At 38.4% G+C, this 25,533-nt stretch carries 26 protein-coding genes, 3 tRNA genes and 1 riboswitch; of the genes, 8 read left to right on the plus strand and 21 right to left on the minus strand.

The window, feature by feature from the left end:
• Positions 1-28: 28 nt before the first annotated feature.
• Positions 29-766, minus strand: coding sequence for a CAF17-like 4Fe-4S cluster assembly/insertion protein YgfZ (gene ygfZ / locus F4V57_RS09505; RefSeq protein WP_070068478.1), 738 nt, complete (start codon positions 764-766; stop codon positions 29-31).
• A 541-nt stretch (positions 767-1,307) separates the two neighbouring features.
• On the opposite strand from ygfZ, the gene F4V57_RS09510 reads away from it, so the two are divergent.
• From F4V57_RS09510 to F4V57_RS09520, 3 genes are all read left to right on the plus strand, one after another.
• Positions 1,308-1,778, plus strand: a complete 471-nt coding sequence (locus tag F4V57_RS09510) for an Lrp/AsnC family transcriptional regulator (protein ID WP_070068477.1) — start codon at positions 1,308-1,310, stop codon at positions 1,776-1,778.
• A gap of 212 nt (positions 1,779-1,990) precedes the next feature.
• The gene (locus F4V57_RS09515) at positions 1,991-2,752 is read left to right on the plus strand and encodes a GGDEF domain-containing protein (protein ID WP_227515644.1); all 762 of its coding nucleotides are present in this window, start codon (positions 1,991-1,993) and stop codon (positions 2,750-2,752) included.
• A 55-nt stretch (positions 2,753-2,807) separates the two neighbouring features.
• Positions 2,808-3,476, plus strand: a complete 669-nt coding sequence (locus tag F4V57_RS09520) for a pseudouridine synthase (RefSeq protein WP_070068476.1) — start codon at positions 2,808-2,810, stop codon at positions 3,474-3,476.
• Here the strand turns inward: F4V57_RS09520 and F4V57_RS09525 are convergent.
• The 7 genes from F4V57_RS09525 to rpoD form a co-directional block, all read right to left on the minus strand.
• A complete protein-coding gene (locus F4V57_RS09525; protein WP_070068475.1) occupies positions 3,473-3,931 on the minus strand; it encodes a DUF3060 domain-containing protein in 459 nt (152 codons plus the stop codon). The two genes, F4V57_RS09520 and F4V57_RS09525, sit on opposite strands and share 4 nt — an antisense overlap.
• A 122-nt stretch (positions 3,932-4,053) precedes the next feature.
• The gene (locus tag F4V57_RS09530; protein WP_070068474.1) at positions 4,054-5,238 is read right to left on the minus strand and encodes an iron-containing alcohol dehydrogenase; all 1,185 of its coding nucleotides are present in this window, start codon (positions 5,236-5,238) and stop codon (positions 4,054-4,056) included.
• Between the two features lies 1 nt (position 5,239).
• Positions 5,240-5,773 (minus strand): hypothetical protein, encoded by a 534-nt coding sequence (locus tag F4V57_RS09535; RefSeq protein WP_070068473.1) that lies wholly within the window; start codon positions 5,771-5,773, stop codon positions 5,240-5,242.
• An 84-nt stretch (positions 5,774-5,857) separates the two neighbouring features.
• Entirely contained in the window at positions 5,858-6,514 is a 657-nt protein-coding gene (gene lipB / locus F4V57_RS09540) for a lipoyl(octanoyl) transferase LipB (protein WP_227515643.1), read from the minus strand.
• A gap of 210 nt (positions 6,515-6,724) precedes the next feature.
• Complete coding sequence (locus F4V57_RS09545; RefSeq protein WP_081409125.1) at positions 6,725-8,896, minus strand: TonB-dependent receptor family protein; 2,172 nt, start codon at positions 8,894-8,896, stop codon at positions 6,725-6,727.
• Between the two features lie 507 nt (positions 8,897-9,403).
• Positions 9,404-9,691: a YbeD family protein gene (locus F4V57_RS09550; protein ID WP_070068471.1), complete on the minus strand. Its 288-nt coding sequence runs from the start codon at positions 9,689-9,691 to the stop codon at positions 9,404-9,406.
• Between the two features lie 110 nt (positions 9,692-9,801).
• Positions 9,802-11,697 carry an RNA polymerase sigma factor RpoD gene (gene rpoD, locus F4V57_RS09555; protein WP_070068470.1) on the minus strand — a complete coding sequence of 632 codons (1,896 nt, stop codon included), beginning with the start codon at positions 11,695-11,697 and terminating at the stop codon, positions 9,802-9,804.
• Between the two features lie 357 nt (positions 11,698-12,054).
• Here rpoD and F4V57_RS09560 point away from each other — a divergent pair, with 357 nt between their 5' ends.
• The 3 genes from F4V57_RS09560 to gltS all read left to right on the plus strand — a co-directional run bounded on the left by F4V57_RS09560 (position 12,055) and on the right by gltS (position 14,271).
• Positions 12,055-12,273 (plus strand): PA3496 family putative envelope integrity protein, encoded by a 219-nt coding sequence (locus tag F4V57_RS09560; protein ID WP_070068469.1) that lies wholly within the window; start codon positions 12,055-12,057, stop codon positions 12,271-12,273.
• A gap of 49 nt (positions 12,274-12,322) precedes the next feature.
• Positions 12,323-12,850: a YecA/YgfB family protein gene (locus F4V57_RS09565; RefSeq protein WP_070068468.1), complete on the plus strand. Its 528-nt coding sequence runs from the start codon at positions 12,323-12,325 to the stop codon at positions 12,848-12,850.
• A 191-nt stretch (positions 12,851-13,041) separates the two neighbouring features.
• Complete coding sequence (gltS, locus tag F4V57_RS09570; protein ID WP_070068467.1) at positions 13,042-14,271, plus strand: sodium/glutamate symporter; 1,230 nt, start codon at positions 13,042-13,044, stop codon at positions 14,269-14,271.
• Positions 14,272-14,321: 50 nt separating this feature from the next.
• Here the strand turns inward: gltS and F4V57_RS09575 are convergent, their stop codons facing one another.
• Positions 14,322-14,894, minus strand: coding sequence for a DedA family protein (locus F4V57_RS09575; RefSeq protein WP_070068601.1), 573 nt, complete (start codon positions 14,892-14,894; stop codon positions 14,322-14,324).
• 370 nt (positions 14,895-15,264) lie between these two features.
• On the minus strand, positions 15,265-16,197 hold the full coding sequence (gene trhO / locus F4V57_RS09580) for an oxygen-dependent tRNA uridine(34) hydroxylase TrhO (RefSeq protein ID WP_070068466.1): 933 nt from the start codon (positions 16,195-16,197) through the stop codon (positions 15,265-15,267).
• A 113-nt stretch (positions 16,198-16,310) separates the two neighbouring features.
• Here trhO and F4V57_RS09585 point away from each other — a divergent pair, with 113 nt between their 5' ends.
• On the plus strand, positions 16,311-16,811 hold the full coding sequence (locus F4V57_RS09585) for a DUF1289 domain-containing protein (protein ID WP_070068465.1): 501 nt from the start codon (positions 16,311-16,313) through the stop codon (positions 16,809-16,811).
• A gap of 125 nt (positions 16,812-16,936) precedes the next feature.
• Here F4V57_RS09585 and ribB read toward each other — a convergent pair whose 3' ends face one another.
• Positions 16,937-17,596: a 3,4-dihydroxy-2-butanone-4-phosphate synthase gene (ribB, locus tag F4V57_RS09590; protein ID WP_070068464.1), complete on the minus strand. Its 660-nt coding sequence runs from the start codon at positions 17,594-17,596 to the stop codon at positions 16,937-16,939.
• A gap of 97 nt (positions 17,597-17,693) precedes the next feature.
• A riboswitch (FMN riboswitch) is annotated at positions 17,694-17,832 on the minus strand.
• A gap of 159 nt (positions 17,833-17,991) precedes the next feature.
• Between ribB and phoA the strand changes: the two genes are divergently transcribed.
• Positions 17,992-19,446 carry an alkaline phosphatase gene (gene phoA / locus F4V57_RS09595; protein ID WP_070068463.1) on the plus strand — a complete coding sequence of 485 codons (1,455 nt, stop codon included), beginning with the start codon at positions 17,992-17,994 and terminating at the stop codon, positions 19,444-19,446.
• A gap of 61 nt (positions 19,447-19,507) precedes the next feature.
• Here the strand turns inward: phoA and panD are convergent, their stop codons facing one another.
• The 10 genes from panD to F4V57_RS09645 form a co-directional block, all read right to left on the minus strand.
• Positions 19,508-19,888 carry an aspartate 1-decarboxylase gene (gene panD, locus F4V57_RS09600; RefSeq protein WP_070068462.1) on the minus strand — a complete coding sequence of 127 codons (381 nt, stop codon included), beginning with the start codon at positions 19,886-19,888 and terminating at the stop codon, positions 19,508-19,510.
• A 90-nt stretch (positions 19,889-19,978) separates the two neighbouring features.
• Positions 19,979-20,560 (minus strand): aminoacyl-tRNA hydrolase, encoded by a 582-nt coding sequence (gene pth / locus F4V57_RS09605; RefSeq protein ID WP_070068461.1) that lies wholly within the window; start codon positions 20,558-20,560, stop codon positions 19,979-19,981.
• A 23-nt stretch (positions 20,561-20,583) separates the two neighbouring features.
• Entirely contained in the window at positions 20,584-20,880 is a 297-nt protein-coding gene (gene rplY / locus F4V57_RS09610; RefSeq protein ID WP_070068460.1) for a 50S ribosomal protein L25, read from the minus strand.
• A gap of 98 nt (positions 20,881-20,978) precedes the next feature.
• Positions 20,979-21,932 carry a ribose-phosphate pyrophosphokinase gene (locus F4V57_RS09615; protein ID WP_070068459.1) on the minus strand — a complete coding sequence of 318 codons (954 nt, stop codon included), beginning with the start codon at positions 21,930-21,932 and terminating at the stop codon, positions 20,979-20,981.
• 42 nt (positions 21,933-21,974) lie between these two features.
• A tRNA-Gln gene (locus F4V57_RS09620) sits at positions 21,975-22,049 on the minus strand.
• 113 nt (positions 22,050-22,162) lie between these two features.
• Positions 22,163-22,237, minus strand: a tRNA-Gln gene (locus F4V57_RS09625).
• Between the two features lie 27 nt (positions 22,238-22,264).
• Positions 22,265-22,339: transfer RNA gene (locus tag F4V57_RS09630), tRNA-Gln, on the minus strand.
• On the minus strand, positions 22,338-23,186 hold the full coding sequence (ispE, locus tag F4V57_RS09635) for a 4-(cytidine 5'-diphospho)-2-C-methyl-D-erythritol kinase (protein WP_070068458.1): 849 nt from the start codon (positions 23,184-23,186) through the stop codon (positions 22,338-22,340). Before ispE ends, F4V57_RS09630 begins: the two co-directional genes overlap by 2 nt.
• Position 23,187: 1 nt before the next feature.
• A complete protein-coding gene (gene lolB / locus F4V57_RS09640) occupies positions 23,188-23,760 on the minus strand; it encodes a lipoprotein insertase outer membrane protein LolB (protein WP_406564507.1) in 573 nt (190 codons plus the stop codon).
• Complete coding sequence (locus tag F4V57_RS09645; protein ID WP_081409124.1) at positions 23,761-25,467, minus strand: tetratricopeptide repeat protein; 1,707 nt, start codon at positions 25,465-25,467, stop codon at positions 23,761-23,763. It lies immediately after the preceding gene.
• Positions 25,468-25,533: the final 66 nt, after the last annotated feature.

The raw sequence follows: 25,533 nt of genomic DNA on the forward strand, positions 1-25,533 counted from the left end.
CAGCAACGATGATCATGTCAAAATAAAATTATTTGGCACGTGCAACATCGCCATTTAATCCTTCAGGTAAGTCGAGAATCTGCACGTCCAATGTAGTCAGGGCTTCAGGTTTTGCACTGACCAATGCTTTCCAGCCATTTGTTGTCGCAAGACTATTTACAACTTCAACATCGTGATGAAGTTGTGAGGCAGGAGCTGGCACATCACCTTGTCCTGTAATCAAATGCAACCAGTGTTTTGGTTTTGCCTTAAACCAAAGGCGAGCAATAATTTCTTGCCCTAGATAACACCCTTTATCATAATCAACACCATGACGCTGGTGTAAACGTAATTCTTGCGGCTGAAATAAATGTACTGTTTGTTGCGTAATCCATGCTTGCCCTTGATCAATGGCGATGGATTGCCAAAGTTTGATATCAACCTGCTGTGTAGCATCTTCGGTAAAACTTGCTTGTTGGTCAACGATTGCAGGATAAAGTGTAGATTCAGCACTAAGTTTTGCTTTTGAAAAAGCTCCATATTTTTTCACATGTGCTGCGAATTCATCAGCCAGATCATGACTAATCACAATTTCAATGTGTTCTGCTGAATGTCGTTTTAACCATAAGCCAAAATGAATACGTCCTTTGAGATCACAAATTGCAGTTGGTCGAAATTCATCAGCCGTTAATTTACTGACATTGACAGTGACTTGTCCCTGTAAAAATTTTTCGGCATCAACACCTTGATAAACAAATTGTGAAAATTGCAGCGTATCTTTAGACATAGGGAACGAAATCCTCTGAATGGTCAAGGTTTATATCATCGCTGATTTTTGCTGAATTTGCATCTCTTGTAAAAGAAATTCATCATACCTTGCGACAATATCTTTCTGAAAAAATATCTATTAAAAATACGGTTTAAAAGAATAAAAAATGTGATATGAACATACTTTTAATATAATTTTCTTATAAAAATATAATTTATGAAAAAAACTTCAAAAATATATAGAAAAAAAGCCATTTTAGGGAAATAATTCAATCAGGATGTTGTTAAATTATATCGCAAGGGTGTGAGAGGGATCAAAAAGATCAATATGCGCTGAACGGCTTAACGAGTTAGAGCGTATTGACCCATCAGGTCTCGATTTGACTTTGGACGCTATAGACCATAAATCTGTAGGCACAGGCGATATCTTACAAAGGTAAAGTTGTTAAAGTAAACCTCTTCAACAGGTTTTCCCTTGACACCCTAAAAAATTTGTCAATAAGAATAACAACTGCCTTGCATCCTGCCCAATATTTTTTGATCATTCATTGGAGTAAGTGATGCAACTTGATCATTTTGATAAACAAATCCTCGAAATTTTAACCCATGAAGATGTCAATCTGAATGAATTATCAGAACGTATTCATCTATCTGTCAGTTCCGTACATCGCCGTATCAGAAGTTTAATGGACCAAAAAATTCTTGGAGCATTACGCCGTAATTTAAACTATCAAAAGCTTGGTTTTGCCTTGCATGTGATTTTACAGGTATCACTCAGTAAGCATGACAGTGACACCTTTTCCCGATTTTTAGAAGAACTACAGCAAATTCCTGAAGTCATTAATGCATTTTTAATTACAGGTCAATCCGCAGACTTTTTAGTGGAAGTGGTTGCTAAAGACATGGAAAATTATAGTGACGTACTATTGAAACGTCTGGGAAAAATAGAGCATGTTTCTGCCCTGCATTCCAGTTTTGTGATTAAAGAATATGATGTATTTAACTGTGGTGGTTTACTCGGTAAAATATAAGCTTTATCGGTCGCTTTTGCTGAATTTAATCTGTTGTTAAAGCAGTGTATGTAGACTAAAAAGATATCCTATTAAGTTTGATGAAATTTATTCTGCAAAAAGTTCTATGGAGTAGTAGGCATTTGTTGGTAGCAAATTTTGAACGTATTTTCCTGAGTCATATTGTCATACGGCGCTGTATTATTCTCCTGATTCTGTTACTGATGGGTATCATGGATTATATTACAGGCATTGAATATTCCTTTTCGATTTTTTATCTTATTCCGGTTGCAATTGCATCTTGGTATGACACCAGCAAAGCAACTATCGTTACTATCATCACCGCAGTTATTGTATGGTTATGGGCGGATTATGCAACCCGACATCATTATTCTTCATGGGTTGTGCCAGTATGGAATAGCCTAGTGCGTGTGATTTTTTTCTTCATCGTGGCTTCACTCATCATTAAAGTTCGTAAAAATTGGCTTGAAATGAAAACAATGGCCATGAAGGATCAATTAACAGATATTGATAATTTATGTGCTCTGGAACTGGAATATCGTGTATTAAGAAAAATAAGTTTAAGAAAAAATATTTCTTTTGCAATTGCTATGATTGATTTGGATGGTTTTAAGGCTGTGAATGACACTTATGGTCATCAACAGGGAGATACAGTACTGATTACTTTTGCAAAAATATTAAAGCGGGTAAATCGGGCATCCGATACCGTAGGACGGCTAGGTGGTGATGAGTTTGTGGTGATGTTCTTAAATATTGATGGTGTTGCTATACATAAATATGATGAACGATTGAGATTGTTTTTTGATAAATCCGAGTTAAAACAAAAATTTGGGGTAGATTATAGTATGGGAGTTGCGGTATTTGATCATTTACCTAGAACACTGGAAGATGCTTTGAAATCTGCCGATCAGTTGATGTATCAGTCAAAAAATGCCGGTAAGTCCAGAACAACAATCGGCTATTATCACGAATAACAGTATGATGATTTGTTACATCCAACCACATATCCTCTATTGATTAAGGGTAATTATGTCAGAGCAACAACAACCATTTATTTATCGACCTCCGCAGCAGGCACTAGAGATTTTGTTTGAGGATGATGATCTGGTTATTATTAATAAACCAGTCGGTTTACTCTCTGTCCCTGGGCGTCTGCCGGAACATTATGATAGTTGCTATACTAGAATTTTAAAATTATATCCTACCGCAAAAGTGACACATCGTTTGGATATGGCAACATCAGGAATTTTAATGTTTGCCAAACATCGTGATGCTGAAGTTGCTGTGAGTAAAATGTTCCAGAAGAAAAACATTGAAAAACATTATCTTGCTTTGGTTGAAGGACAATTATCTGGAGTAGGGGATGTTGAAGCACCGATAATGACAGACTGGCCTAATCGTCCAAAACAAAAAATTGATTTTATTGAAGGTAAAGCTGCAAAAACTTTATATTATTCAATGGGGTTTGATGGACAACATCAAATTAGCCGAATCAGGTTGATACCGATTACGGGTCGTTCACATCAATTAAGATTGCACATGGCATATATTGGTCATCCAATTACTGGCGACAAACTTTATCATCCAGAACCTCAACGTAGCATGTTGAACCGTATGGCTTTACATGCCAGCTATCTGGCATTGCAACATCCATTACGGCATAACAGACTGGAAATTATTTCAGCACCAGAATTTTAATTTGGTTGACTGGCACGTTTACTGTTGCGGTAACAACGCCGAGTGGATCGGGTATTATAAGGTTCGGCAAAAGTACCAATACCTTCTATGGTCTGACAGACTTTGTTTTTACGGTAGGCTTTACGATAATACACACCATTATTAAAGCCATGATTGACAATAAAATCTACACAGTCAGCAAACACAATATTTCCTGCACCATGAATGGTAATAAAACGACAATTACCTTTTAGTGTAATGGTTTGCCCAATTCCTTTAATAAATACATCCTGTCCATCGCAGGAAAAATTCACATTCTGGTAAGCGCCCGAAATAATAATATTATTTTTACTGTTTTGATCCTGCTCTCTTAAAGCATGGGCTTGCTGGTGATGTTTGATTTGTTCAACCGTCAGACTGCTAATGCGAGTAAAAAGAGAAATATGATCCGAACATATAATTTGTGTTGTAATCATCAATGTGGCCTATCATTATATATGCTTCAAAGAGTTGCAAATGTGATTATATCGAAAAGATTATCATTTGTATTCATGTAAAATGGGAAATCCTCTGGTTTATGAAGATTTCCTGTTTAAAACTACCATGCTTGATGCAAAATTTGTAGTAGATCTTGAAGCGTCAACTCTTTAGGATTATAAATAATAGAACCATCATCAAGCGCTTTTTGAGCAATCTCCATAAATTGTGCCTGAGTAACTTTACCTGTTTCCTGTAATGTGCGAGGAAGTTTTGCCAAACTAAATAGCTGATCCCGCATTTCACGGATATATTGAATGGCACGAGTTGCTCGCTGATCATAAGGAGTAAGTGCGTAAACATCTGCACCAGCAAGCGGAAGTAATAATTCGGCAATCTTATCTGAATTGATTGATGCGTTATAGTCAAGTACATAGGGTAAGAACAAATTCATGCATAAACCATGAGGTAAATGTGCAACTGCACCTAAAGCATGCCCCAGAGAATGTACAGCACCTACCATGGAATTGGAAAAGGCGATTCCTGCCATGGTTGATGCCTGAGCCAGTTCCAGACGCGCATCAGTATGGTTTGGCTGGGCTATGACTTTAAATAAATTTTCACTGATTTTTTTGATGGCAGCTGTCGCATAAGCATTACTTAAAGGGTTTGCTGCTAAACCAGTATAAGCCTCAACGGCATGGGTCATGGCATCCATGGCGGTCATGGCAGTCAGATGAACAGGCAAGGTCTGGGTCATCCGTGGATCTAAAATAGCTGCATTCGGTATAAGGTAATAGGATGCAAAAGGCAGTTTGACATTTTTTTCTGGATCAGACACTACGGCAATCATGGTTACTTCTGAACCAGTGCCTGCAGTGGTCGGAATGACAAATAATGGCTTAAGTGGACGGGGAAGATTATGCGCACCGGAGTATTTCAATAAATCATCACCACCTTCAGACACCAGAATATTCATGGCTTTAGCTGTATCAATAACAGAACCGCCACCTACTGCCAGAATGGCATCACATTGATGTTCACGATATGTTTGCGCCGCCTGACGCACGGTGATTAAGCTGCTATCTGGAGGTACATCATCAAAAATAGCAGAGATTTTGACATCAGTTCCAATAAATGCTTGCTCAATTGGCGCAAGTAAACCATTTTGACGGACACCTTCGTCGGTAATAATCAAAGCATTTTTGGCATTGAGTGTGGCGAGTTCAAAAGGAATATGCTCTAGTGCTGCATGACCTGCAATCACTTTGACCGGACAAAAAAACTCATAATATGCTTTGGTCATGTTATGCACTCCGTTTCCAGTAAGACTGGGCAATTTTGAAATAAATATTACCCGCCAGACTGATTTTTTCTTTAAAGTTTAGATGTTGCGGATAAGCTTTTACAGCTAGGCTGGCGAGGGCTTTGGGTAAAATAGTAGCTTCCATTTTATTTAAACAGCGTACCAAACGAATTGCATAGGAAAGTTCGCCATCTGCAATCATACGATCATTCGCAAAAGCCTGTGCAGTGCTTTCCTGAAAGGAAAATACCATAAATGCGTGATGTAAGTGTTTAAAGCGAATGTTTAAATCTACAGATTGCTGTTTGCTTTGTAATAAAATCAGTTGATGCTGTGCCGTGACCTGTGCCCGAAATTCCGGGCCATGTGGAAATACCGACATGGAAAATATTAAGCCTTCAGGAAAACCCTGAATTTCCTGTTGAATTTCTGGATCAACCTGACTTGCAACCACTAAACCGCGACCAATAATGTCCATCATGGCATTAACATAGTATTTTTCTAATTGCGATTTGAAGCTTTTTGTACTTTGCATGATTATTCCGATGATGAGTCAATGAGCCAGATTGTATGAAAAGTTTATAGATACAGTAACATTAAACATCAACCTGAGATTGACTTATTGGTCAATGACTTCAATCTTTTGATAGATATTTTGTTGCTGGATGAATTGTATACATAAATCGGTAATTTCAGTAAAGCTGGGTGCTTGATCCAATAGATCTGAAAAACGTACCATTTCCAGTCCAGCATATCCACAGGGATTGATGGTTTGAAAACCGCTAAGATCACAATCAATATTCAATCCAATACCATGATAGCTACGTCCTCGGCGAATTTTAAATCCTAACGAGCCAATTTTTCGGTTATTTACATAAACTCCCGGGGCATCTTTTTTGGTATAAGCATCAATTTGATAATGTTGTAATAACCATAGCATGATATTTTCACCAAAATCGACTAGATCACGGACATGCCATTTCAAACGGTTTAGATCAAATAAAAAATAACCTACCAATTGTCCGGGACCATGCCAAGTGACTTGTCCACCACGATCAGTTTGTACTACGGGAATATCCGAAGGAATGAGAATGTGTTCTGGTTTTCCGGTTTGCCCCTGCGTCAAAACAGCATGATGTTGTAATAACCATAACTCATCAATCGTATCTTCTTGACGATTGAAGGTGAAGTCTTTCATTGCATTAAATTTTTCAGTGTAATCCTGATGATTTGCCCATCTACGAATAATCAAGCATTGAGAATCTGTATTACGCACAAACATGTCCTTTTGCTGTTTGATTTAATTGTTGTATCTTACTGCGCAAAACTTTTTGAGAAAACCTTAAAATAAAAAAAGCAGCAAAACCTTGATCTTGCTGCTGGAGGAAGCGAATTTAAAAATAAATTAAATGCTTGCAAAATTCATTAAATTCTCTCTGAGGAGGTGAGGCTTAAATGAATATCAATACTTTGTTAAAAGATTTCATTAGTGAAAACGCCATGTAATTCCTGCATAAGTACCAAAACCTTCACCTGGAATTGAGCGAGCTACATCCTGTCCCTTATCGTTATATCCCGGTGTTACGATGGCAGCATAGTGCTTATTGCCGATGTTGCGAAAATCTAGCCAGCCTTGCCAATACTGGTTAGGGGCATTAAACCCAAGTGTCGCTCCCCAGATTTGATAACGATCTGCATAAAAACTATTTGCATAATCAGTATAGCGTTTGGATGCATATTCAGTATTTAAAGCACCATAGAAACCTGTGGGATGGCTGTATCGTAATTCTGCTTGATAATAATGTTTGGGAATCCCCGCCAGTTGATTACTTCCAAATGTTGCATCATCTTCATAATGAAAATCACTGAGCGTATAGGATTGACGCAGATTAATTTCCCCTTGTTGTTGACCATCCCACAACAGGCTATTCAGACTAAGTTCTATACCTTGGTGGATAGTTGGGCTGGCATTGTATTCCACAATATATCCTGAATTAGGTAATATATCCTGTAAAAACTCATTACGTACCCATGATTTATATACGCTTAGATCCCATTGCCCAATAATTGATTCACCACGACTACCCAGCTCAATACTATTGGCTGTTTGAGTTTTTAATTTCGCATAACCACTTGGTCGTCCACTTGCTGCACCATCCGTTGAACTAAAATAAGCACTACCACTCCAGCCTAAAGCCCATGGATGTGCTGGCTCAATGGAACGGCTTACATTACCATAAAACTGTATATCAGGTTGAATCTCATAGCGAAAACCTAATCTTGGTGCGAGATGAAACTCATGATTAGAATATCGATCATCCGTTGCAGGGTAAGTTACTTCATAAGCACGTGTATTGTAGATGCCAGCCAGTTCGGTAATCAGCCAAAAATCAGGTGTTAATGCCAATTCATTGCTTAGAGTCAGCGCATTATCTGATCCTTGTAAATGGTATTTACGAGCAATCGTTCCAGCAGTGTATTGGTTATTTCCAAAGCGTGTACCATAAGTTCCAGAACTAGAATTAAAACGCAAAGATTCTGTGCCATAGGTATTAGGCAAATGCGAAGTTGTCCGTAACGAAATTTTGCCAGTACTATCTAAACCAAACAATTGATAAGGCTGTTGATAACTTAAAATTGCACTCAGATCACGATAATTAATTTGTGTGCGATACAAGCTTTCCTGTAAATCCATAGGATAATCATGATAAGACAATCCTGCTGTCAGGATACCCCCATGATCAAAATGCACAGTCGTTTTATTGGCAATCCATGTACTGCCAGGCTGTTTGCGAAAAGCACCATAATTGAGGTTAAAACTATTTGCTGTACGAGGATTCTCAGCAATCTGTTGCTTGGTTAACGCTCCCGGTGTTTTATGATCAGTTTCCCGATAACGTACATAAAAACGGGTTTCAATCTCTGGTGTGATTTGCCAACCGACATTTGCACTTACACCTTTACTATTACCAGAAGCATGATGTTGATAACCATCTGTATCTGAACCAGTGAAAGATACATAGTAATCGTAATGACCAAAATCCTGCCCGGAACTCAGACTGTATTTTTGATAACCATAGCGACCTGTTTCATAATGTAGTTGTAATTTATCGGCATCTTTACCTGTTTTACTAACATAATTTAAAGCACCGCCCAGATTTAAAGCACCTTTTTCAAAACCATTGGCACCACGATAAACATCAACATGATCCAACCATAAGGGTTCCTGTAGCTCATAAGGCGTTCCTCCGGGACCAGTTAAAGGTAGATCATCAAGTAAAATGAGCAAACCGGAAGCGTGTGCACCGGAGGCCCGGTTGACTCCAGAACCACGAATAGAAATTTTACTGCCTTCGTTACCTGGAGATTGAGCATAAACTCCGGCTTGATACGCTAAAACATCTTTATTGTTAGATAATCTGCTTTGTTCAAGTTGTGTCGAATCTACAAAATTAGTTGCACCAGAAACTTGTTTTAAATGTTGTTGAGCTTGTTGTTTTGCTGTTGTTTTGACAGTGCTAACTTCCAGTGTATCAAGTTGCTGAAATTTTTGTGTTGATCTATCTTCTGCGTATACATGAGAAAAAATACAACTCAATACTGCACAACTTAATGACGATATCGTCATTTTTCTGGTAATTTTTTTCACTGATTTCATCTCAATTATTCCAATAAAAATATTACTGATAAAAAATTAAAAAATATTGCAATTAATTTGCAGTAAACAAGCATGATTTTGCAATCAATTAATTTTTTTCCAGAATAAATTATTCTGCTTAACCTAATGGTGTACATTTTTCTATGATTACAAAGTTTGGTCAATAACATGATTTAACCATCATGATTATTTACTAATGTTTTTATTTTATTTAATGCAGAATCTAAACTTTGTAAGTAACAGGTAAAAAAATAATTAAGTTTAGCTGATCCTAATGATGACAAGTTTTAGCTTAATAATAAACTTTGTTAGCATCTTTTTTAAATTACAGTGTCAAAAATTTAAAGAGATATCAACTTAAAATTCTATAAAATAATGTTGGAAAACGAAAAAAATTATCAAGAGAAGGCTTAAAAATAACTAAAATCTTTATAAATAATTTGCAAAAAGTATCTTCATCAAACAAGCATAAAAAAATTCTCATCGTTTTGATGAGAATTTTAAAGTTTACAGCGCGGTTTTAATATGAGGACATGCAGCTAAGTCAGCATATAAAGCATGTACTTGTTCTAATTCCTCAAAACGCAATTGAGCAGTAATCGAATGATATTTACCTGTACGTGAAGGTTGAACCTTCAATGTATTTTCGTCAAATTCTGGAAAATGTTTTAACAGAATTTCAATGACTGCAACACGTAAATCTTCGCCTGCATGACCTATTAATTTAATTGGATAATCCATTGGAAATACCCAAAGATGCTCCTGAAGTTCACGAGATGGTGTGCGGTCAATCATAAGATGCCTCTGTATGTGAAACGCCTGCAATCGAGCAGGCGTTTTTAAATTACTTTAATACTTTATAAGGATAAAGTTCTAAAATTCAACCCTCAAGAAAATCACCAGACTTAGTCATTTTCAAGGAAAGAGCGTAAATGTTCAGAACGGGAAGGGTGACGAAGTTTGCGTAAAGCTTTCGCTTCAATTTGACGGATACGTTCACGGGTCACATCAAATTGTTTACCTACTTCTTCTAGTGTATGGTCAGTTGGCATATCAATACCAAAGCGCATTTTTAAAACTTTTGCTTCACGTTCAGTCAGATTTTCTAGTACTTCACGCGTAGCTTCACGTAAACCTTCAGACGTTGCTGCATCTACAGGTGAGGTGATATTTTGGTCTTCAATAAAATCGCCAAGATGTGAATCTTCATCATCACCAATTGGAGTTTCCATTGAAATTGGCTCTTTGGCAATTTTCAGCACTTTGCGGATTTTAATCTCATCCATATCCAAACGTTCACCCAATTCTTCAGGAGTTGGTTCACGTCCCATTTCTTGAAGTAATTGGCGTTGTACACGGTTGATTTTATTAATGGTTTCAATCATGTGGACTGGAATACGAATCGTTCTGGCCTGATCGGCAATTGAACGAGTAATGGCCTGACGAATCCACCATGTTGCATAAGTTGAGAATTTATAACCACGGCGATATTCGAATTTATCCACCGCTTTCATCAAACCGATATTACCTTCCTGAATAAGATCAAGGAATTGCAAACCACGGTTGGTATATTTTTTCGCAATTGAAATTACCAGACGTAAATTTGCTTCAACCATTTCTTTTTTTGCACGGCGAGCTTTGGCTTCACCAATTGCCATACGTTTGGAAATTTCTTTAATTTCCTTCACATTCAGACTTAAATCATTTTCGATTTCAGCAATTTTTTGCTGAAATGCCAAAATATCTGGGCGAACTTTTTCCAGATGACCTTTGGTGGTTACATCAACAACGGTCATTTGCTCATCTAACCAAGCAAAGTTGGATTCGTTACTTGGGAAAGTTTTACGAAACAGATCACGGCTCATACGTCCCCGGCGGATACTGTAACGCATAATTTCTTTTTCGCTATATTTGATTTGATCGTGCGTACCACGAATCATTTCTGAAACCAGATCAAACAGGCGAGGGGTTAATTTAAACATCATAAAAATTGATGCCAAGGATTCAAGTTGTTGTTTCGCTTCAAGGCTATTACGACCATGTTTAGCGATCACTTCCTTGGTGGTTAACCAAACACTTTCTAGTTCTGCAAAACGTTGTCTTGCAATTTCTGGATCTGGGCCTGAATCACCATCTGCATCGCTGTCACTGTCATCCGATTCTTCTTCCTCATCATCGTCATCAAGTTTGACTTCTTTAGTTGATTTACTTGAAGAGTCTTCATCGTCTTCATCAAGTGATTCATCTTCAAGAACTTCAGGAATTTCTTCTTCACTTTCCGGATCAAGATAACCAGACAATACATCAGCTAAACGGCGTTGTGGCTCGTCACTTAAAGTTTCTTTATATTCGTTTAAAACGACTTCAACAGTATTTGGCCAATAGGCAATAGCATGTAAAACGTCACGAATACCATCTTCTATGCGTTTTGCAATGCTAATTTCACCTTCACGGGTAAGTAATTCAACTGTTCCCATTTCACGCATATACATACGTACAGGGTCAGTAGTACGTCCCGGTTCACTTTCCACTGATGCCAATACGGCCGCAGCTTCTTCTGCTGCAACTTCATCACCTGCGTCAGGCGCTTCATCAAACATCGCATCATCAGATTCTGGAGCCCGCTCATGGACTGGAATACCGACATCGTTGAGCATTTGAATAATATCTTCTATCTGCTCACTTTCGGTAATAGAGTCTGGGAGATGATCGTTAACCTCAGCGTAAGTTAAATAGCCCTGCTCCTTGCCTCGGCTAATTAGTGCCGCAACTTGGGAGGTTGGGGAATGCATATCGCTCATCTTAGCTCACTCTTATAAGAATCAAATGACTGTGAAACAGCGCATAATAGCATAAAAAGCATCGTTATGATTTAGCTAACCTGTTTTTTATGGCGAAAAATGCACCAGAATTGTGGGTTTCCTTTATATTGGGTTGTGGTAGACAATTTCAAGAGGAATTCAGTTTTAATAAATGTGCACAAGTATTTTATTTGATGAAGAAACAACAGTAAATTCTTGGGAGATGATTTTATAGCTTTTATGAATTATTAATAAACTTATTTAAATCATAGTCTTAATAAAAAAATCTTGACAAGTTGAAAAACTATAGATAAATAGCGCCTAACGCTCTTAAATTTTTATTTGGGGTATTTATAGGTGAGCAGTTCTCAGGATTTTGAATTGGATGATAGCTTTGTCGAAGATGATACTCAGTTTGATGAAACTGCCAGTAAAATCAGCGCCAAGGAATCTCTGGAAAAACGTCGACTGATTGATGATCTTCTGGCTCAGCGCCGTTTGGAGCGTGAGTTGAAAGAGCTTGATTATGAGTTTGATGATGATGATTTAGCTGATGACTTCGATGACGAAGATTGATGTTATCATGCGAGATATCGATAAGCGATAAACTAAACAGGAACATGTTATGGCAGCTTTGGATTTAGACCTTTTAAGTGATTACCTTGATGGTGACCAGAATGAGTATGGCTTGGATTTTGCTGCTACACATGGTTTTCTATGTGCGATTGCAGTGGGACCACAGCAACAAAACTGGCTTTCCTTACTTTTTGATCAAAATGAGCAGCAAGTACCTGTAGAAATTATTACTCAGATTAAGTTATGGCTTGCAGATATTCAGCAAACTTTGTCGAATGAAGAGTTAATTGAATTTCCATTTGAAATTGAAGAAGCTGATGTGGATTCTAGTTTAGGCGATTGGAGCGTTGGTTTTGTTGATGCGATGTTTACAAATGAAGAAGCATGGTTTCAGGATGAAATTGAAGAAACACTGGTTGAGCTGACTTTACCCATGATGGTATTTAGTGGCATTGATGATGAAGATCCACAAATGGAATCTTTTCGTCGTAATGGTCAGTTGATGGATGAGTTAGCAGAAGAAATTCCAGATAACCTCACCGAAATTTATTTGCTATATCATGCCCCTGAAGCATAGCAATTTAATGAGATAGTGTGTAAGTTTTATCTGCATGTTGCTGTAATATACAATTTGATACACTATAATAGCGAAAGCACCACGAGATGTGAGTGCTTTTCTTTTTTTATGCGGTCATGTTTTGATGTATTCAACTTAATTTTTTAGTTAAATCAGTATAAATTTTTGGGTTGTAATTTTTAGGAGTGTTTATGGATTATATTCTAAGTCCTACTTTTAGTTTAATGTTGGCAGTTCTGGTACTTTATACCGGTCGAATATTAAATAAACAAATTCCTTTTTTAACTAAATATAATATTCCTGAACCTGTTGCTGGTGGTCTGGTCGGTGCCATTATTTTTTATATTGTGCATCAATATTTTGGCTATACCGTTTCTGTCAATAAAACCATGCAAGATACTTTTATGTTGATGTTTTTCGCATCAATCGGTTTAAGTGCTAATTTTTCCAAGTTAAGAGAAGGTGGTAAACCACTGGTTATTTTTCTGATCGCAATTTCATTTTTTGTCTTAATACAAAATGGTATCGGAATGGCGGTTGCTAAAGCAGTTGGACTTGATCCATTAATGGGTATTGTGGCCGGTTCAATTGCGTTAATTGGTGGTTTGGGTACGGCTGGTGCATGGGGGCCAATCTTTGAGAGCAAATATGCTGTTGAAGGAGCATTGCCTATGGGAATTGCCAGTGCAACTTTTGGTATGGTCATTGGCGGATTAATGGGTGGGCCGTTGGCGCGTTATTTAATCCGTAAGCATAAACTTGCAATGCCAATTAGTCAGCAGGAGCAAACAGAAAGTAATGATGTGCCTGTTTCTGAACAGGAATATGTGTTTGAACAACCGCATCGAGTGCGTCTGATTACATCTGATAATGCCATTACAACATTGGGTATGTTTGCATTTACCTTGGCTTTTGCCACAATTATGCGTGATATTACAATGGATACAATGTTTGAGTTACCAACTTTTGTCTGGGCATTGGGTGGTGGTATTTTATTGCGTAATGTTTTGGAAAGTGTTTTTAAACAGGAAATTTTTGATCGTTCTATTGACGTTTTTGGTAATACGGCTTTGGCATTATTTTTGGCAATGGCATTGGTATCACTGAAATTATGGCAACTTGCCGATCTGGCATTACCTATGATCTTATTATTAATTGCTCAGACTATTACCATGTGGTTATTTGCTGTATATGTATCTTTTCGAGTGATGGGCAGCAACTATGATTCAGCCGTTTTGGGCGCTGGATTATGTGGTTTTGGTATGGGTGGAACTGCAAATGCAATTGCGAATATGCAAGCGATTACCAATATGTATGGTCCCTCACATAAGGCCTTTTTGATTGTGCCATTGGTTGGTGCGTTTTTTATTGACTTGGTGAATGTCGTCGTCATTCAAGGCTTTTTAAAGTTTTTTGGTTAAGGTTATAGTTGATTAGCCTAAGTCCGATATCACTCGTGATATCGGATTTTTTATTTTCTAAATTTTTTATAAAGAATTTTTGCAGTAATCGCTAGGGCAATAACCAATATAATCAGTCCAGTATTCTGTAAGACTTGATGCATCAATACGGGATTATTTCCCAAATAATATCCAATACAGGCGAGAAAGCTGGTCCAGATTAGCGTTCCCATTGTGCTGTATAACATAAATTTGGTAAATGGCATTTGACTCATACCAGCCGGAATGCTAATCAACGAACGTACTGCAGGAATCATACGTCCAAAAAATACAATGCGATGTCCATATTTCTCAAACCAGATTAATGCCTTGTTCACATCCTTGGATTGAATAAATAGATATTTTCCATAATGATCTATCCATTTAAATAGTAGTGATTTTGGAATTTTTCTTCCAATCCAGTAAAGTGTTGCAGCAGCCAATATTGAGCCTACACTACCGGCAATAATGACACCTAATAATTGAAGCTGTCCTTGAGAAGCAGTGTAACCTGCGGAGGGCATAATAATTTCAGATGGAATTGGTGGAAATATATTGTCCAGAAACATGAGCAAGGCAATACCGAAGTAACCCAGTTGCTCCATGATATTTAATACCCATTCTTTTAAATCCATACCATATATTTTTTTGTGATCAGAATATTCATGTTGCAAAAAAAACAGGTTAAATACCAGATGTTTTAAGTTATTTTGTTTGTCATGTGTCTATGCAGATTTGGGGGAGAAGTTGCCAGATATATCCATTAATTGCTTCTCGATTTTTAAATTTTTCCATTAGTTTATCTTCGTCCAATGTATGATGTTGTAATAAGCAAATGTCGTACTTAAATTGATAATAATAATTCACTTGACTGTGAAAAATTTCAGATGATTCTCGATTCAATAAAATAAATCCAGTAAATAAAAAATGCCATAGATGATCTATGGCATGAAAATATTGAGTAATATAAAAATATTACAGGCGTTTACGTTTGGCTGATACAATCTGTGATTGACGCATACGGAAACCTTCTTTTTGTTGTTCTGTAGTTTTATCAATACAGTGTATACAGGAAACACCATGTTCATAACTTGGTAAGGCCCGCTCTTCTGGTGTAGTTGGCCAACCACAAGCATGACATTTCTCGTTAATCCCTTCCTGAAGACCATGTGTAACAGCTGTACGTCCATCAAAAACGAAACATTCACCTTTCCATAGACTTTTTTCTGCCGGCATTTCTTCTAAATATTTTAAAATACCACCTTTCAGGTGATAAACATCTTTAAAACCTTCCTGTAATAATAGGGAAGTAGATTTTTCGCAGCGAATTCCACCAGTACAAAACATGGCAACTTTTTTATCTTTATGATTTGCCAGTTGTTGACGTACATAATCAGGAAATTCACGGAAAGTTTCTGTTTGTGGGTCAATGGCACCTTGAAAGGTTCCTGCTTTATATTCATAGTCATTACGGGTATCGATGAGAATCACATCGTCACGACTAATTAATTCGTTCCACTCTTCAGGATCACAGTAATGTCCAACCAAACTACGTGGTTTAACTTCTACACCTAATGTTACAATTTCTTTTTTTAGTTTGATTTTCATTTTGCGAAAAGGTTTTTCATGACTTTCAGACTCTTTATACTCAAGATTATCAAAGCCTTCATTTTGCAAAAATTGGTTAATGCTATCGATCGCATGTCGATCACCAGCAACTGTACCGTTAATCCCTTCACCTGCTACAATAAGCGTGCCACACAAATTAATTGATTGAACAAGATTAATTAAACGTTCACGTAAATCTGCTGGATCAGCAACTTCACGGAATTGATAAAGTGCAGCAACAACCCAAGGGGTGTTCGCTTGTTCTGCGACAGGTGCAAGCTGTTCTACAGTAGCGTTCATGGGATTAACTCCAATTGGTTGATAGAAATAATCAGTGCGCTATTCTAGCGGATTATTTATGATAAAGCGATTAACCCGTAATTTTTATGGGGAAATAGATAGGTTGTTGTTTGATGTCTAACTTAATCATTAAAACACAGACTTATGTGGCGCTTACACCTTGTGCTGGACGTTGTTCAACAGTTTTTGGTGATAGTGTCTGCCGAGGATGTCGACGATTTAACCATGAAGTTATTCAATGGAATAAATATAGTATTGCCGAAAAAGCTGCGGTCTGGAAAAGATTAGATGCGCAACTGGATCAGATTTTGATTCCTATGTTGCCACAGCATCAGTTACAGCAAGTCATGCATTTTCTTGAACATAAACGCGTAAAATTAATGCCGGATGCAAGTTTAGGGCGTAAGTTATATCACGCACTCAAATTATGTGAAAAGAATATAGGTTTTGCAGATGAAAGTGGTCTGGGATTGAATAAGCAGCAAGTTAAAGCGGTTTGGAAAACTTTTGAAGCCAGAGTCTTACAACTAGCACAGGCAAGTTACGAAGTGGCCTGGTTAAGAGCGAATTTTATTCAGCAGAATATTCAAGGATTAGAAAATGACACAGAATAGTGCTTAGCTAAAAATGTATCAGAAAATTTATCCATAGGTTCCAAACTATTTTTTTATATCACATCGAAAAATACAGAGAATACCTGATGTAAATATATTTACATCAGGCCATTGGTTAAAATATTTTATAGATGATTTTCCAGACGATATTTCACAATTTCTTCAATGGTTAATACACTGAGATGATGGGTTTGGGCATAGGCTAATACCTGAATACCCTTGGCCATTGAACCATCTTGATTGGTTAATTCAACCAATACGCCAGCCGGTTTTAAACCAGCCATTCTGGCCAGATCAACACTGGCCTCAGTATGACCACGCCGAGTCAGCAAACCACCTTCACGTGCCCGTAATGGAAAAACATGACCTGGATGATTTAAGTCAGATGCTTGAGCATGATCACGAATCGCCGTTTGAATGGTCGTCACCCGATCTTGGGCCGATACACCTGTGGTGACGCCTTCTTTTGCTTCAATAGTAATCGTAAACGCAGTTTGAAATTGACTGGAATTGTCTTGAACCATAGGGTTTAAAGCCAAATGATCAGCCCATTGTTCAGTTAAACATAAACACACAATGCCGGAACCATCCCGAATCATTTGTGCCATCGTGGCTACATTTAATGTTTCCGCAGCTACAATCAGATCTGCTTCATTTTCACGATCAAAATCGTCCATGACCACAATGGGTTTTCCAGCGCGCAGATCAGCAAAAGCCTGTTGAATACGTTGCTTGGCAGGGGTAAGGGCAGAATAAAATAAATCTGTTGCAAATAAACTTGACATGATGAAACGCTCTCGTAAAAAACAAATACGGCTGAACATTTCAGGACATAGAGAAAAACAGGCTAAAAACCAGTAGTTGAAAACATACAGGTATGATGGTCGTCTTCTTTCATCCGGACTATACCGTCGGCTTTGGAATTACACCAAATCAGCAATAAGAAAAATTTATCGCTCGTGGGCTTTTGCAGTTGCAATTTACCACCGGTGGGGAATCACACCCCGCCCTGAAGATATAATTATTTTAGTGGTCATAAATTTGCAGAACAAGTCATAATGATAAAAAATTATAGATGAATTTCTGCTAAATTTATGAAAATTACCATTTTGTCATCTTGTATTCATAATAGAGCATTAGCTTTCCTACCGTAATTCAAAACAAAAGATCAGGACAACGTATGCAACATAAAATGTTAATGTTACCGATACTCATGGCAATGGTTGTGGGATGCACTACATCTGCCAATCAGCAGAGTTCAAAACCGACAGTATCTACGGCAACATCTATGAATGCGGCATTAATTGATGCGAGTGCTAAAGGTGATTTAACTGTACTGGGTGGGGCAACACGATTAAAACAGGAACGTAGTGAATTATTAAAATCATCAATTAATAGTGCGAAAGCGAAGAATGTTATCTTATTCATTGGTGATGGTACCAGCGATTCAGAAATTACAATTGCTCGTAATTATATTGAAGGTGCTTCTGGTTATTTAAAAGGTATTGATGTTCTACCATTTACGGGAAGTTATACCACCTATTCTATTGATAAAAGCGGTACGATTAATTACGTCACAGATTCTGCAGCTTCTGCAACAGCCTGGGCAACAGGGACTAAGGCATACAATGGTGCAATTGGTGTTAATTTGAAAGGGCAAGCTCAGGCTAGCTTACTGGAAATTGCTAAAAAAGCAGGTTTAGCAACAGGTAATGTAACCACCACAGAAATACAGGATGCGACACCTGCCGCGATGTATGCACATGTGACCTATCGCAAATGTTATGGCCCATCCGCAACGACTAAAAGCTGCCCAACCAATGCACTTGAAAATGGTGGCCTAGGGTCGATTACGGAACAATTGATACGTTCTCATGCGGATGTCACTCTGGGCGGTGGTGCAGCAACTTTTAATGAAGTGGCCACAGCCGGTGCATTTAAAGGGCAGACTTTATTTGCTCAAGCACAAGCAAAAGGATTTAACATTGTAAAAAATGCCTCAGAACTACAGGCTGTAACGAAAGCAAACCAGCAAAAACCAGTTCTTGGTTTGTTTGCAGAAGGTAATTTACCTGTGATTTGGACGGGACCTGCATCTGTTGTAGGTGGAAATAAACTTGCTCCCGTGAGTTGCCAGAATAATGCTGCATTCACTGCACAAACACCATTACTTAAAGATATGACAGCAAAAGCCATTGAATTACTAAAAGATAATCCTAAGGGGTTTTTCTTGCAGGTAGAAAGTGGTTCTATTGATAAAGAAAACCATGCTGGCAATATTTGTGGTCAGATTGGCGAAACTAAACAACTTGATGAAGCAATGCAAGTCGCACTACAATTCGCTAAACAACATGGAGATACTTTGATTATTGTTACAGGCGATCATGCACATACTAGCCAGATTATTCCAATAGGGGCAAATAGTCCTGGTCGTACAGTATCTTTACTTACTGCTAAAGATCACGCACCGATGGCAATTAATTATGCTACAGAAACTGGTAGTAGCCAGACACATACTGGCGTACAGGTTCGTATCGCTGCATTCGGCCCACGTGCGGCCAATGTGAATGGCTTGCTTGATCAAACAGATTTATTCTTTGTTATTCGTGATGCACTTGGCTTGCAATCCAAATAATATAATAAAAAGCCCTTTTGATCTTTGTATTGAAAGGGCTTTATTCTTATTGGCTTATACTTTAAGCAATTTGTACCGGAATACAATTTGCAGTGTGGTTCACGGTATTATCAGGATTAGCATAGACTAAGCGAGGCTTGTGCTCAGTAGCCTCTTTTTCATCAAAATCACCAAACGTTGCAATAATGACGATATCACCTACTTCTGCTTGATGTGCTGCACCACCATTGACAGAAATAATTCCTGAGTGATCTTCACCACGAATGGCATAGGTCGTAAAACGTTTACCATTGGTTACGTTCCAGACATGAATTTCTTCATATTCCTTAATACCTGCAATATCCATTAATACACCATCAATTGCACAGGATCCTTCGTAATGTAATTCTGCCTGAGTTACAATGGCGCGGTGGATTTTGCATTTTAATAAACGAGATTGCATGGATTGTGTCCTCCAAATACTTTATGAGCATCAATTTTCATAAAGGTACATGCATTTTTCAACGCGGGAAATTGCAGTTTAAAATCGTAATTAAGTGGCTTTAAATGCATTGATTGCATTCATGGCTTTGGCAATATCACCTTGAGCTAATGCTTTGGTTTGAGTTAATGCATGATCAATGGCTTGATCCATTAAATTTTGCTCATTTTTAGCTGCTTTGCTCAAAACATGTCCAGATACCCGATCCTTACTTCCAGGATGGCCAATGCCGATTCTTAAACGTAAAAAATCAGCACCTAAATGAGGGACAATATCACGTAGACCATTATGTCCACCATGTCCACCACCATTTTTTAGACGAATTACACCGGGATTCATATCCAGTTCGTCATGTGCAATGAGAATTTGATTTGTAGGAATTTGATAGAATTTGGCAAAGGGTACAACACTTTGACCAGAACGGTTCATATATGTGAGCGGTAATAATAAACGAACATCATGCCCTTCAATTTGCCCACGACCACTAATTGCATTGTATTTATTATCATTTTTAAGCTGGATGTTGTAGCGTTCAGCGAGCTGTTCTACATACCAGAAGCCTGCATTATGTCGAGTTTGGGCATATTCCGCACCCGGATTGCCCAAACCAACAATGAGTGAAAGATGATTCACGACATTGTTCTCTTTACACGCGATTAAGCACGTTTGAAGTCAGCGTGCATAGGTGTATTTTTAGCTGGATGACGTTGTAAAGCCTGAATTTTAACATTTTCAACTTTGTCACCAACTTTAATTTCAATTACTTCTTCAAAAAAGTTTGCGCTTTCCAACGCTTTAACAACTTCACGAAGTTCAAGAGTAACTGTTACTGGTGCTGCATCACCACCATAGATAATTGCAGGAACCAATGCTTCACGACGAAGGCGGCGGCTCGCACCTTTCCCTTGTTTGTCATCAGCACGTGTTTGAGCATTTAATACAAAATTTGCCATGAGAATATCCTCATTAAGTTAAATATAAGCTAGATTTGCGACCAATCCAGCAAAGAAAAACCCTATAACCTGAAGTTACAGGGCTTGAAAGCGCAATATTATAGATAAGAATCGAACATTGCGCTAATAGATTCTTCGTTATTAATACGACGAATTGTTTCAGCGACCATTGCAGTTACAGAAACCTGACGAATTTTTCCAAGTTCCAGCGCTTCCTGAGAAAGCGGAATTGTGTCAGTTACAACCAATTCATCAATCACGGAATTTTTTAAGTTTTCAATGGCTTTACCTGACAATACAGGGTGAGTTGCATAGGCCAGTACACGGCTTGCGCCAAACTGTTTTAATGCATCAGCTGCTTTGCACAGTGTGCCGGCTGTATCCACCATGTCATCAACAATCACGCAATCACGGCCTTTCACATCACCAATCAAATGCATTACCTGAGATTCATTGGCTTTCTGACGGCGTTTATCAATAATTGCAAGATCAATATCGCCCATGAGTTTTGCAACAGCACGAGCACGTACTACACCACCGACATCGGGTGAAACCACCATCAGATTATCATGTGATTGTTGGCGTAGGTCAGCAAGTAAAGCTGGTGTACCGTAAATATTGTCAACAGGGATGTCAAAGAAGCCCTGAATCTGGTCGGCATGGAGATCAATCATCACTACACGATCAATGCCAACGGTTGTTAGCATGTCAGCAATAACTTTAGCCGTAATTGGTACACGAGCTGAACGCGGGCGGCGATCCTGACGTGCATAGCCAAAGTAAGGAATTACAGCGGTAATACGACCAGCGCTGGCACGGCGAAGTGCATCAGCCATAACCAGAATTTCCATCAGGTTATCATTGGTCGGGGCACAGGTTGATTGCACAATAAATACGTCTTTACCACGTACATTCTCAGTAATTTCAACAGCAATTTCACCGTCAGAAAAACGGGTCACTGATGCAGAACCTAGCGGAATATGTAAATGGCTAACAACTTTATGAGCAAATTGTGGATGTGCGTTTCCACTAAAAACGACAAGATTGGGCATGTAACACCCTTGTTTGTTGGCTAACTGAGAAAACTTTTGAAATGGCAGGGGCGGCTGGATTCGAACCAACGGATGGCGAGATCAAAACCCGCTGCCTTACCACTTGGCGACGCCCCTATAGGATGTGAACTTTAATTGCAAAAAGTGTTTTTGTCAACAGTCATTTGCAAGAAAGTTTTTTAAAATAGAGTTATAAGATATTGAATTTTATCAAATAATCTATTTTAAGATGGCAGGGGCGGCTGGATTCGAACCAACGGATGGCGAGATCAAAACCCGCTGCCTTACCACTTGGCGACGCCCCTAACATGCTGACAACTTTATTATTGAAATGGCAGGGGCGGCTGGATTCGAACCAACGGATGGCGAGATCAAAACCCGCTGCCTTACCACTTGGCGACGCCCCTATAGCGCATTGACATAATCTAGTACAGGTGAGTGATTCAGACTGTGAGCAACATATACAGTACATGGTGCTTGTTTCAGAATCTTTGTTGTATCTAGATCATCTGCAATTTCAATAAAAACACAAGCACCAGTTCCAGTGAGTTTTGCTTGACCGTATTGATTTAAATACTGAAAAGCTTGTTCAACTGCTGGATATAATTGTCGAGCTAGTGGTTCGAAATTATTTCCAAAGTTGCTTGGGTTGTCTTGATAGGCGGCAAATTTAGAGGGCTTTGAATCTCTTGTCAATGTTTTTTGTGAAAATAACGATTGAGTGCTGATAAAACAGTCAGGTTTCAAGATGATATAACGTTTTTTGGGCAAACTATAGAGTGGTGTGATCTTTTCACCGATACCTTCAGCCCATGCATTGTGACCTGAAACAAAAATCGGAACGTCAGCACCAAGTTTGCTTGCGATATCCATTAATTGTGTTTTTGATAATTGACATTGCCATAATTGATTCAGTACCAGTAGTGTGGTCGCGGCATTGGAAGAGCCTCCACCCAGACCTGCACCCATGGGAATGGTTTTTTTAAGCTGAATATGACAGCCCATGGTGCCGTGTTGACGAAATGGCTTAAGTTGCATGGCTGCACGATAAATAAGATTATTTTCTAATTCAACGTGATCAAGACCTTTAATCTGGATCAGATCATCTTCGTTATATTGAAAACTTAGCTCATCACATAGGTCAATCAGCTGAAAAATAGTTTGCAATTCATGATAACCATTTTCACGACGACCTGTGATATGTAAAAACAAATTGAGCTTTGCGGGGGACGCAACATGAAGTGTTTGTATCATGCTATTCACGGGTTTGAATGGTGAGGGTGACTCGATTTTGCTGTGCATCATCAACTAATACAAGTTTACTTGGTTGTTTTTCCTGATTATTATAACTCAGATTAGCAGTCCAGCCACCTTCATGAACAGTGCTTAAACGACCTTGTGCATCAGTTTGTTGTTCGGCTTGAGCAGTCGCCGTTTTGGCATTGATCCATGCAACCAGATGTGTGATTGGTGCTTGCCAACCGGTTGCCTTAAATAATAATTCCTCTGGCGTCGTTGCTTCAATCGTACCTGTTTTACTGGAAGTCAGGCTGACATCACCGGGTTTGCCTCGAATTGAGGTTTGTCCAACGCCAAGTGCGCCGGTTAAATCTATGGCAAATTGATCACCGATCTGAGTCCAGCCATAAAAAGCTGAACCATTTTGTTGTGGAGTACGTACACCAATTTTTCCAGTAATTTTAAATTGCTCAACGTTTTCTGGTTGCGTCATGCTAAGTGCAGGCGTTTTACTGATTTGCTGGCAACCAGTGAACAAAAAACCAATGCAACTGCATAGAATAAGAAGTTGTTTTTTCATCATGTCAATTTATGAAACCTGTGTACTTTGAATGGGAATTAGAAGATGTTGTAACTCCAGAACTTCCGGGCTGTCTGGGTAGTGCTCTGCCAGAATTTCGCATAATTTCGCAAATTGCTCGATATCGCCATACATGTATAGTGCTTTTGCGTAGCGAATACCAATGGATAGATTTGGAGATAAATTATAAGCTTCTGCCAGTGATTTGACTGCGACATCAAGATCATTTTGTAAAAAGGCGATATACCCGAGCGTATCTAGAATGGAGGCTTGTTGCGGAGCATAATTCAAGGCTTGTTCAGCATATTTTCTGGCAATGTCAAGTTTACGATTTTGTAAGGCGAGTGTGTAGGCGTAGGCATTTAGGAATGTTGGGCTATTGGGCTCAATATCCAGTAACCGATTTAATGCATGGTCTAAACGATCTCGATCTTGAAATGGATCAAATAATAATACTTGTGCGTAAATTAATTCGGCATCATCAGGCATTTGCTGAATGGCATCATCTAGTAACGTAATCGCACGCTGTTTTTGTCCAATTTTATCTAGAATTTGTGCTTGTAATTGATATAAGAAGCTGGCTTGATAGGGATGGCTGACTCGCTCCTGAGTTAAAAAGCGAATTGCGTCACCTGAATTGTTGGCAGCAAGATAAATAGCGACGAGATTTTTTCTGGACACGGTATAGAAATTACCATCTACAGCTTTGTAGAGTTCAATAGCATCAGCGAAATCTTTTTTTCGTTCGGCATTGACTGCCAGATAATAATTGGCTTGATCTTGATAATTGATCGACCCTTGTAAAGTGCGTAGATACTTTTCTGCTTGATCATATTGTTTTAAGTCAATACTGGTAATGCCTGCCAAAAATAATAGTTGTTCCTCTTCTGGCCATTTTTGAATCATTTTTTTCAATTTATTTAACGCAGGTTGCATTTGATTTTGTCGAATAAGATGTTGGACTTCAAATAATCCAACATCTGAGGTTTTTTGTTTTAGACTATTATTATTCAACCATTTAAGTGCATCCTTTTCCTGATCGGAAGCAAAAAGTAAATTGGCTTTCAAAATAATAAAACTGGCCACATTTGGTCGTTGTTTGAGTGCTGCATTTACTTTCTTTAAAGCACTGTTAAACTGGCCATTTTGTGCTTCAAGTCCAGCGACAATGACCAATAGAGAGGGATTATTCTGTTTGTTAATATGATCTAGCGCAATCAATAATGCCTGACGGGCTTCAAGAGATTCAGGGTAAATGCCGTCCAGAATTCCCTCCAGATCAGCATTCGTGTCTAGACTGAGAATGTGATCCAGTGTTTGTGCTGCCAATTCGTATTGTTGTGCGCGTAATGCGAGGTGGGCAAGATAAAACATGGCTGGGACATCGTTAGGATATTGCTGAACCCAGTGTTTGGCAATTTCTAGTGCTGCATCAATATCATTGACTTGTAAGGCAATTTCTAGAGCGCGCTGATTAATATTGGGTACATTGTAATGCATCACCAAATCGTGGTAAGTGCTTAGTGATTGTTCAATATTACCTTGTCCTAATGCAAATTCCGCAGTAAAAACGGATAAAAATGCGCTATGATGATCAGTGTTTCGCATTTCAGCAGCGTATAGTGTAGACGTAGCAGTGATACTTCCTATAAGAAGGAATGTGATAGAATAGTATCTGGCAGTTTTCTGCATGAAATTATCTGAAATTTGCTGCATTCGAATTACATTTTTGTATCATGGTTGTTTAACATATATGCACGTTTGTATCATATCTTTTCCACT

The sequence above is a fragment of the Acinetobacter qingfengensis genome (genome assembly GCF_008693185.1).
Lineage (GTDB): Bacteria > Pseudomonadota > Gammaproteobacteria > Pseudomonadales > Moraxellaceae > Acinetobacter > Acinetobacter qingfengensis.

What these genes read in the sequence shown, in the direction of transcription:
- ygfZ (WP_070068478.1), bottom strand. Translation starts at nt 766, where the DNA reads ATGTCTAAAGATACGCTGCAATTTTCACAATTTGTTTATCAAGGTGTT.
- F4V57_RS09510 (WP_070068477.1), top strand. Translation starts at nt 1,308, where the DNA reads ATGCAACTTGATCATTTTGATAAACAAATCCTCGAAATTTTAACCCAT.
- F4V57_RS09515 (WP_227515644.1), top strand. Translation starts at nt 1,991, where the DNA reads ATGGATTATATTACAGGCATTGAATATTCCTTTTCGATTTTTTATCTT.
- F4V57_RS09520 (WP_070068476.1), top strand. Translation starts at nt 2,808, where the DNA reads ATGTCAGAGCAACAACAACCATTTATTTATCGACCTCCGCAGCAGGCA.
- F4V57_RS09525 (WP_070068475.1), bottom strand. Translation starts at nt 3,931, where the DNA reads ATGATTACAACACAAATTATATGTTCGGATCATATTTCTCTTTTTACT.
- F4V57_RS09530 (WP_070068474.1), bottom strand. Translation starts at nt 5,238, where the DNA reads ATGACCAAAGCATATTATGAGTTTTTTTGTCCGGTCAAAGTGATTGCA.
- F4V57_RS09535 (WP_070068473.1), bottom strand. Translation starts at nt 5,773, where the DNA reads ATGCAAAGTACAAAAAGCTTCAAATCGCAATTAGAAAAATACTATGTT.
- F4V57_RS09545 (WP_081409125.1), bottom strand. Translation starts at nt 8,896, where the DNA reads ATGAAATCAGTGAAAAAAATTACCAGAAAAATGACGATATCGTCATTA.
- F4V57_RS09550 (WP_070068471.1), bottom strand. Translation starts at nt 9,691, where the DNA reads ATGATTGACCGCACACCATCTCGTGAACTTCAGGAGCATCTTTGGGTA.
- rpoD (WP_070068470.1), bottom strand. Translation starts at nt 11,697, where the DNA reads ATGAGCGATATGCATTCCCCAACCTCCCAAGTTGCGGCACTAATTAGC.
- F4V57_RS09565 (WP_070068468.1), top strand. Translation starts at nt 12,323, where the DNA reads ATGGCAGCTTTGGATTTAGACCTTTTAAGTGATTACCTTGATGGTGAC.
- gltS (WP_070068467.1), top strand. Translation starts at nt 13,042, where the DNA reads ATGGATTATATTCTAAGTCCTACTTTTAGTTTAATGTTGGCAGTTCTG.
- F4V57_RS09575 (WP_070068601.1), bottom strand. Translation starts at nt 14,894, where the DNA reads ATGGAGCAACTGGGTTACTTCGGTATTGCCTTGCTCATGTTTCTGGAC.
- trhO (WP_070068466.1), bottom strand. Translation starts at nt 16,197, where the DNA reads ATGAACGCTACTGTAGAACAGCTTGCACCTGTCGCAGAACAAGCGAAC.
- F4V57_RS09585 (WP_070068465.1), top strand. Translation starts at nt 16,311, where the DNA reads ATGTCTAACTTAATCATTAAAACACAGACTTATGTGGCGCTTACACCT.
- ribB (WP_070068464.1), bottom strand. Translation starts at nt 17,596, where the DNA reads ATGTCAAGTTTATTTGCAACAGATTTATTTTATTCTGCCCTTACCCCT.
- phoA (WP_070068463.1), top strand. Translation starts at nt 17,992, where the DNA reads ATGCAACATAAAATGTTAATGTTACCGATACTCATGGCAATGGTTGTG.
- panD (WP_070068462.1), bottom strand. Translation starts at nt 19,888, where the DNA reads ATGCAATCTCGTTTATTAAAATGCAAAATCCACCGCGCCATTGTAACT.
- rplY (WP_070068460.1), bottom strand. Translation starts at nt 20,880, where the DNA reads ATGGCAAATTTTGTATTAAATGCTCAAACACGTGCTGATGACAAACAA.
- F4V57_RS09615 (WP_070068459.1), bottom strand. Translation starts at nt 21,932, where the DNA reads ATGCCCAATCTTGTCGTTTTTAGTGGAAACGCACATCCACAATTTGCT.
- ispE (WP_070068458.1), bottom strand. Translation starts at nt 23,186, where the DNA reads ATGATACAAACACTTCATGTTGCGTCCCCCGCAAAGCTCAATTTGTTT.
- F4V57_RS09645 (WP_081409124.1), bottom strand. Translation starts at nt 25,467, where the DNA reads ATGCAGCAAATTTCAGATAATTTCATGCAGAAAACTGCCAGATACTAT.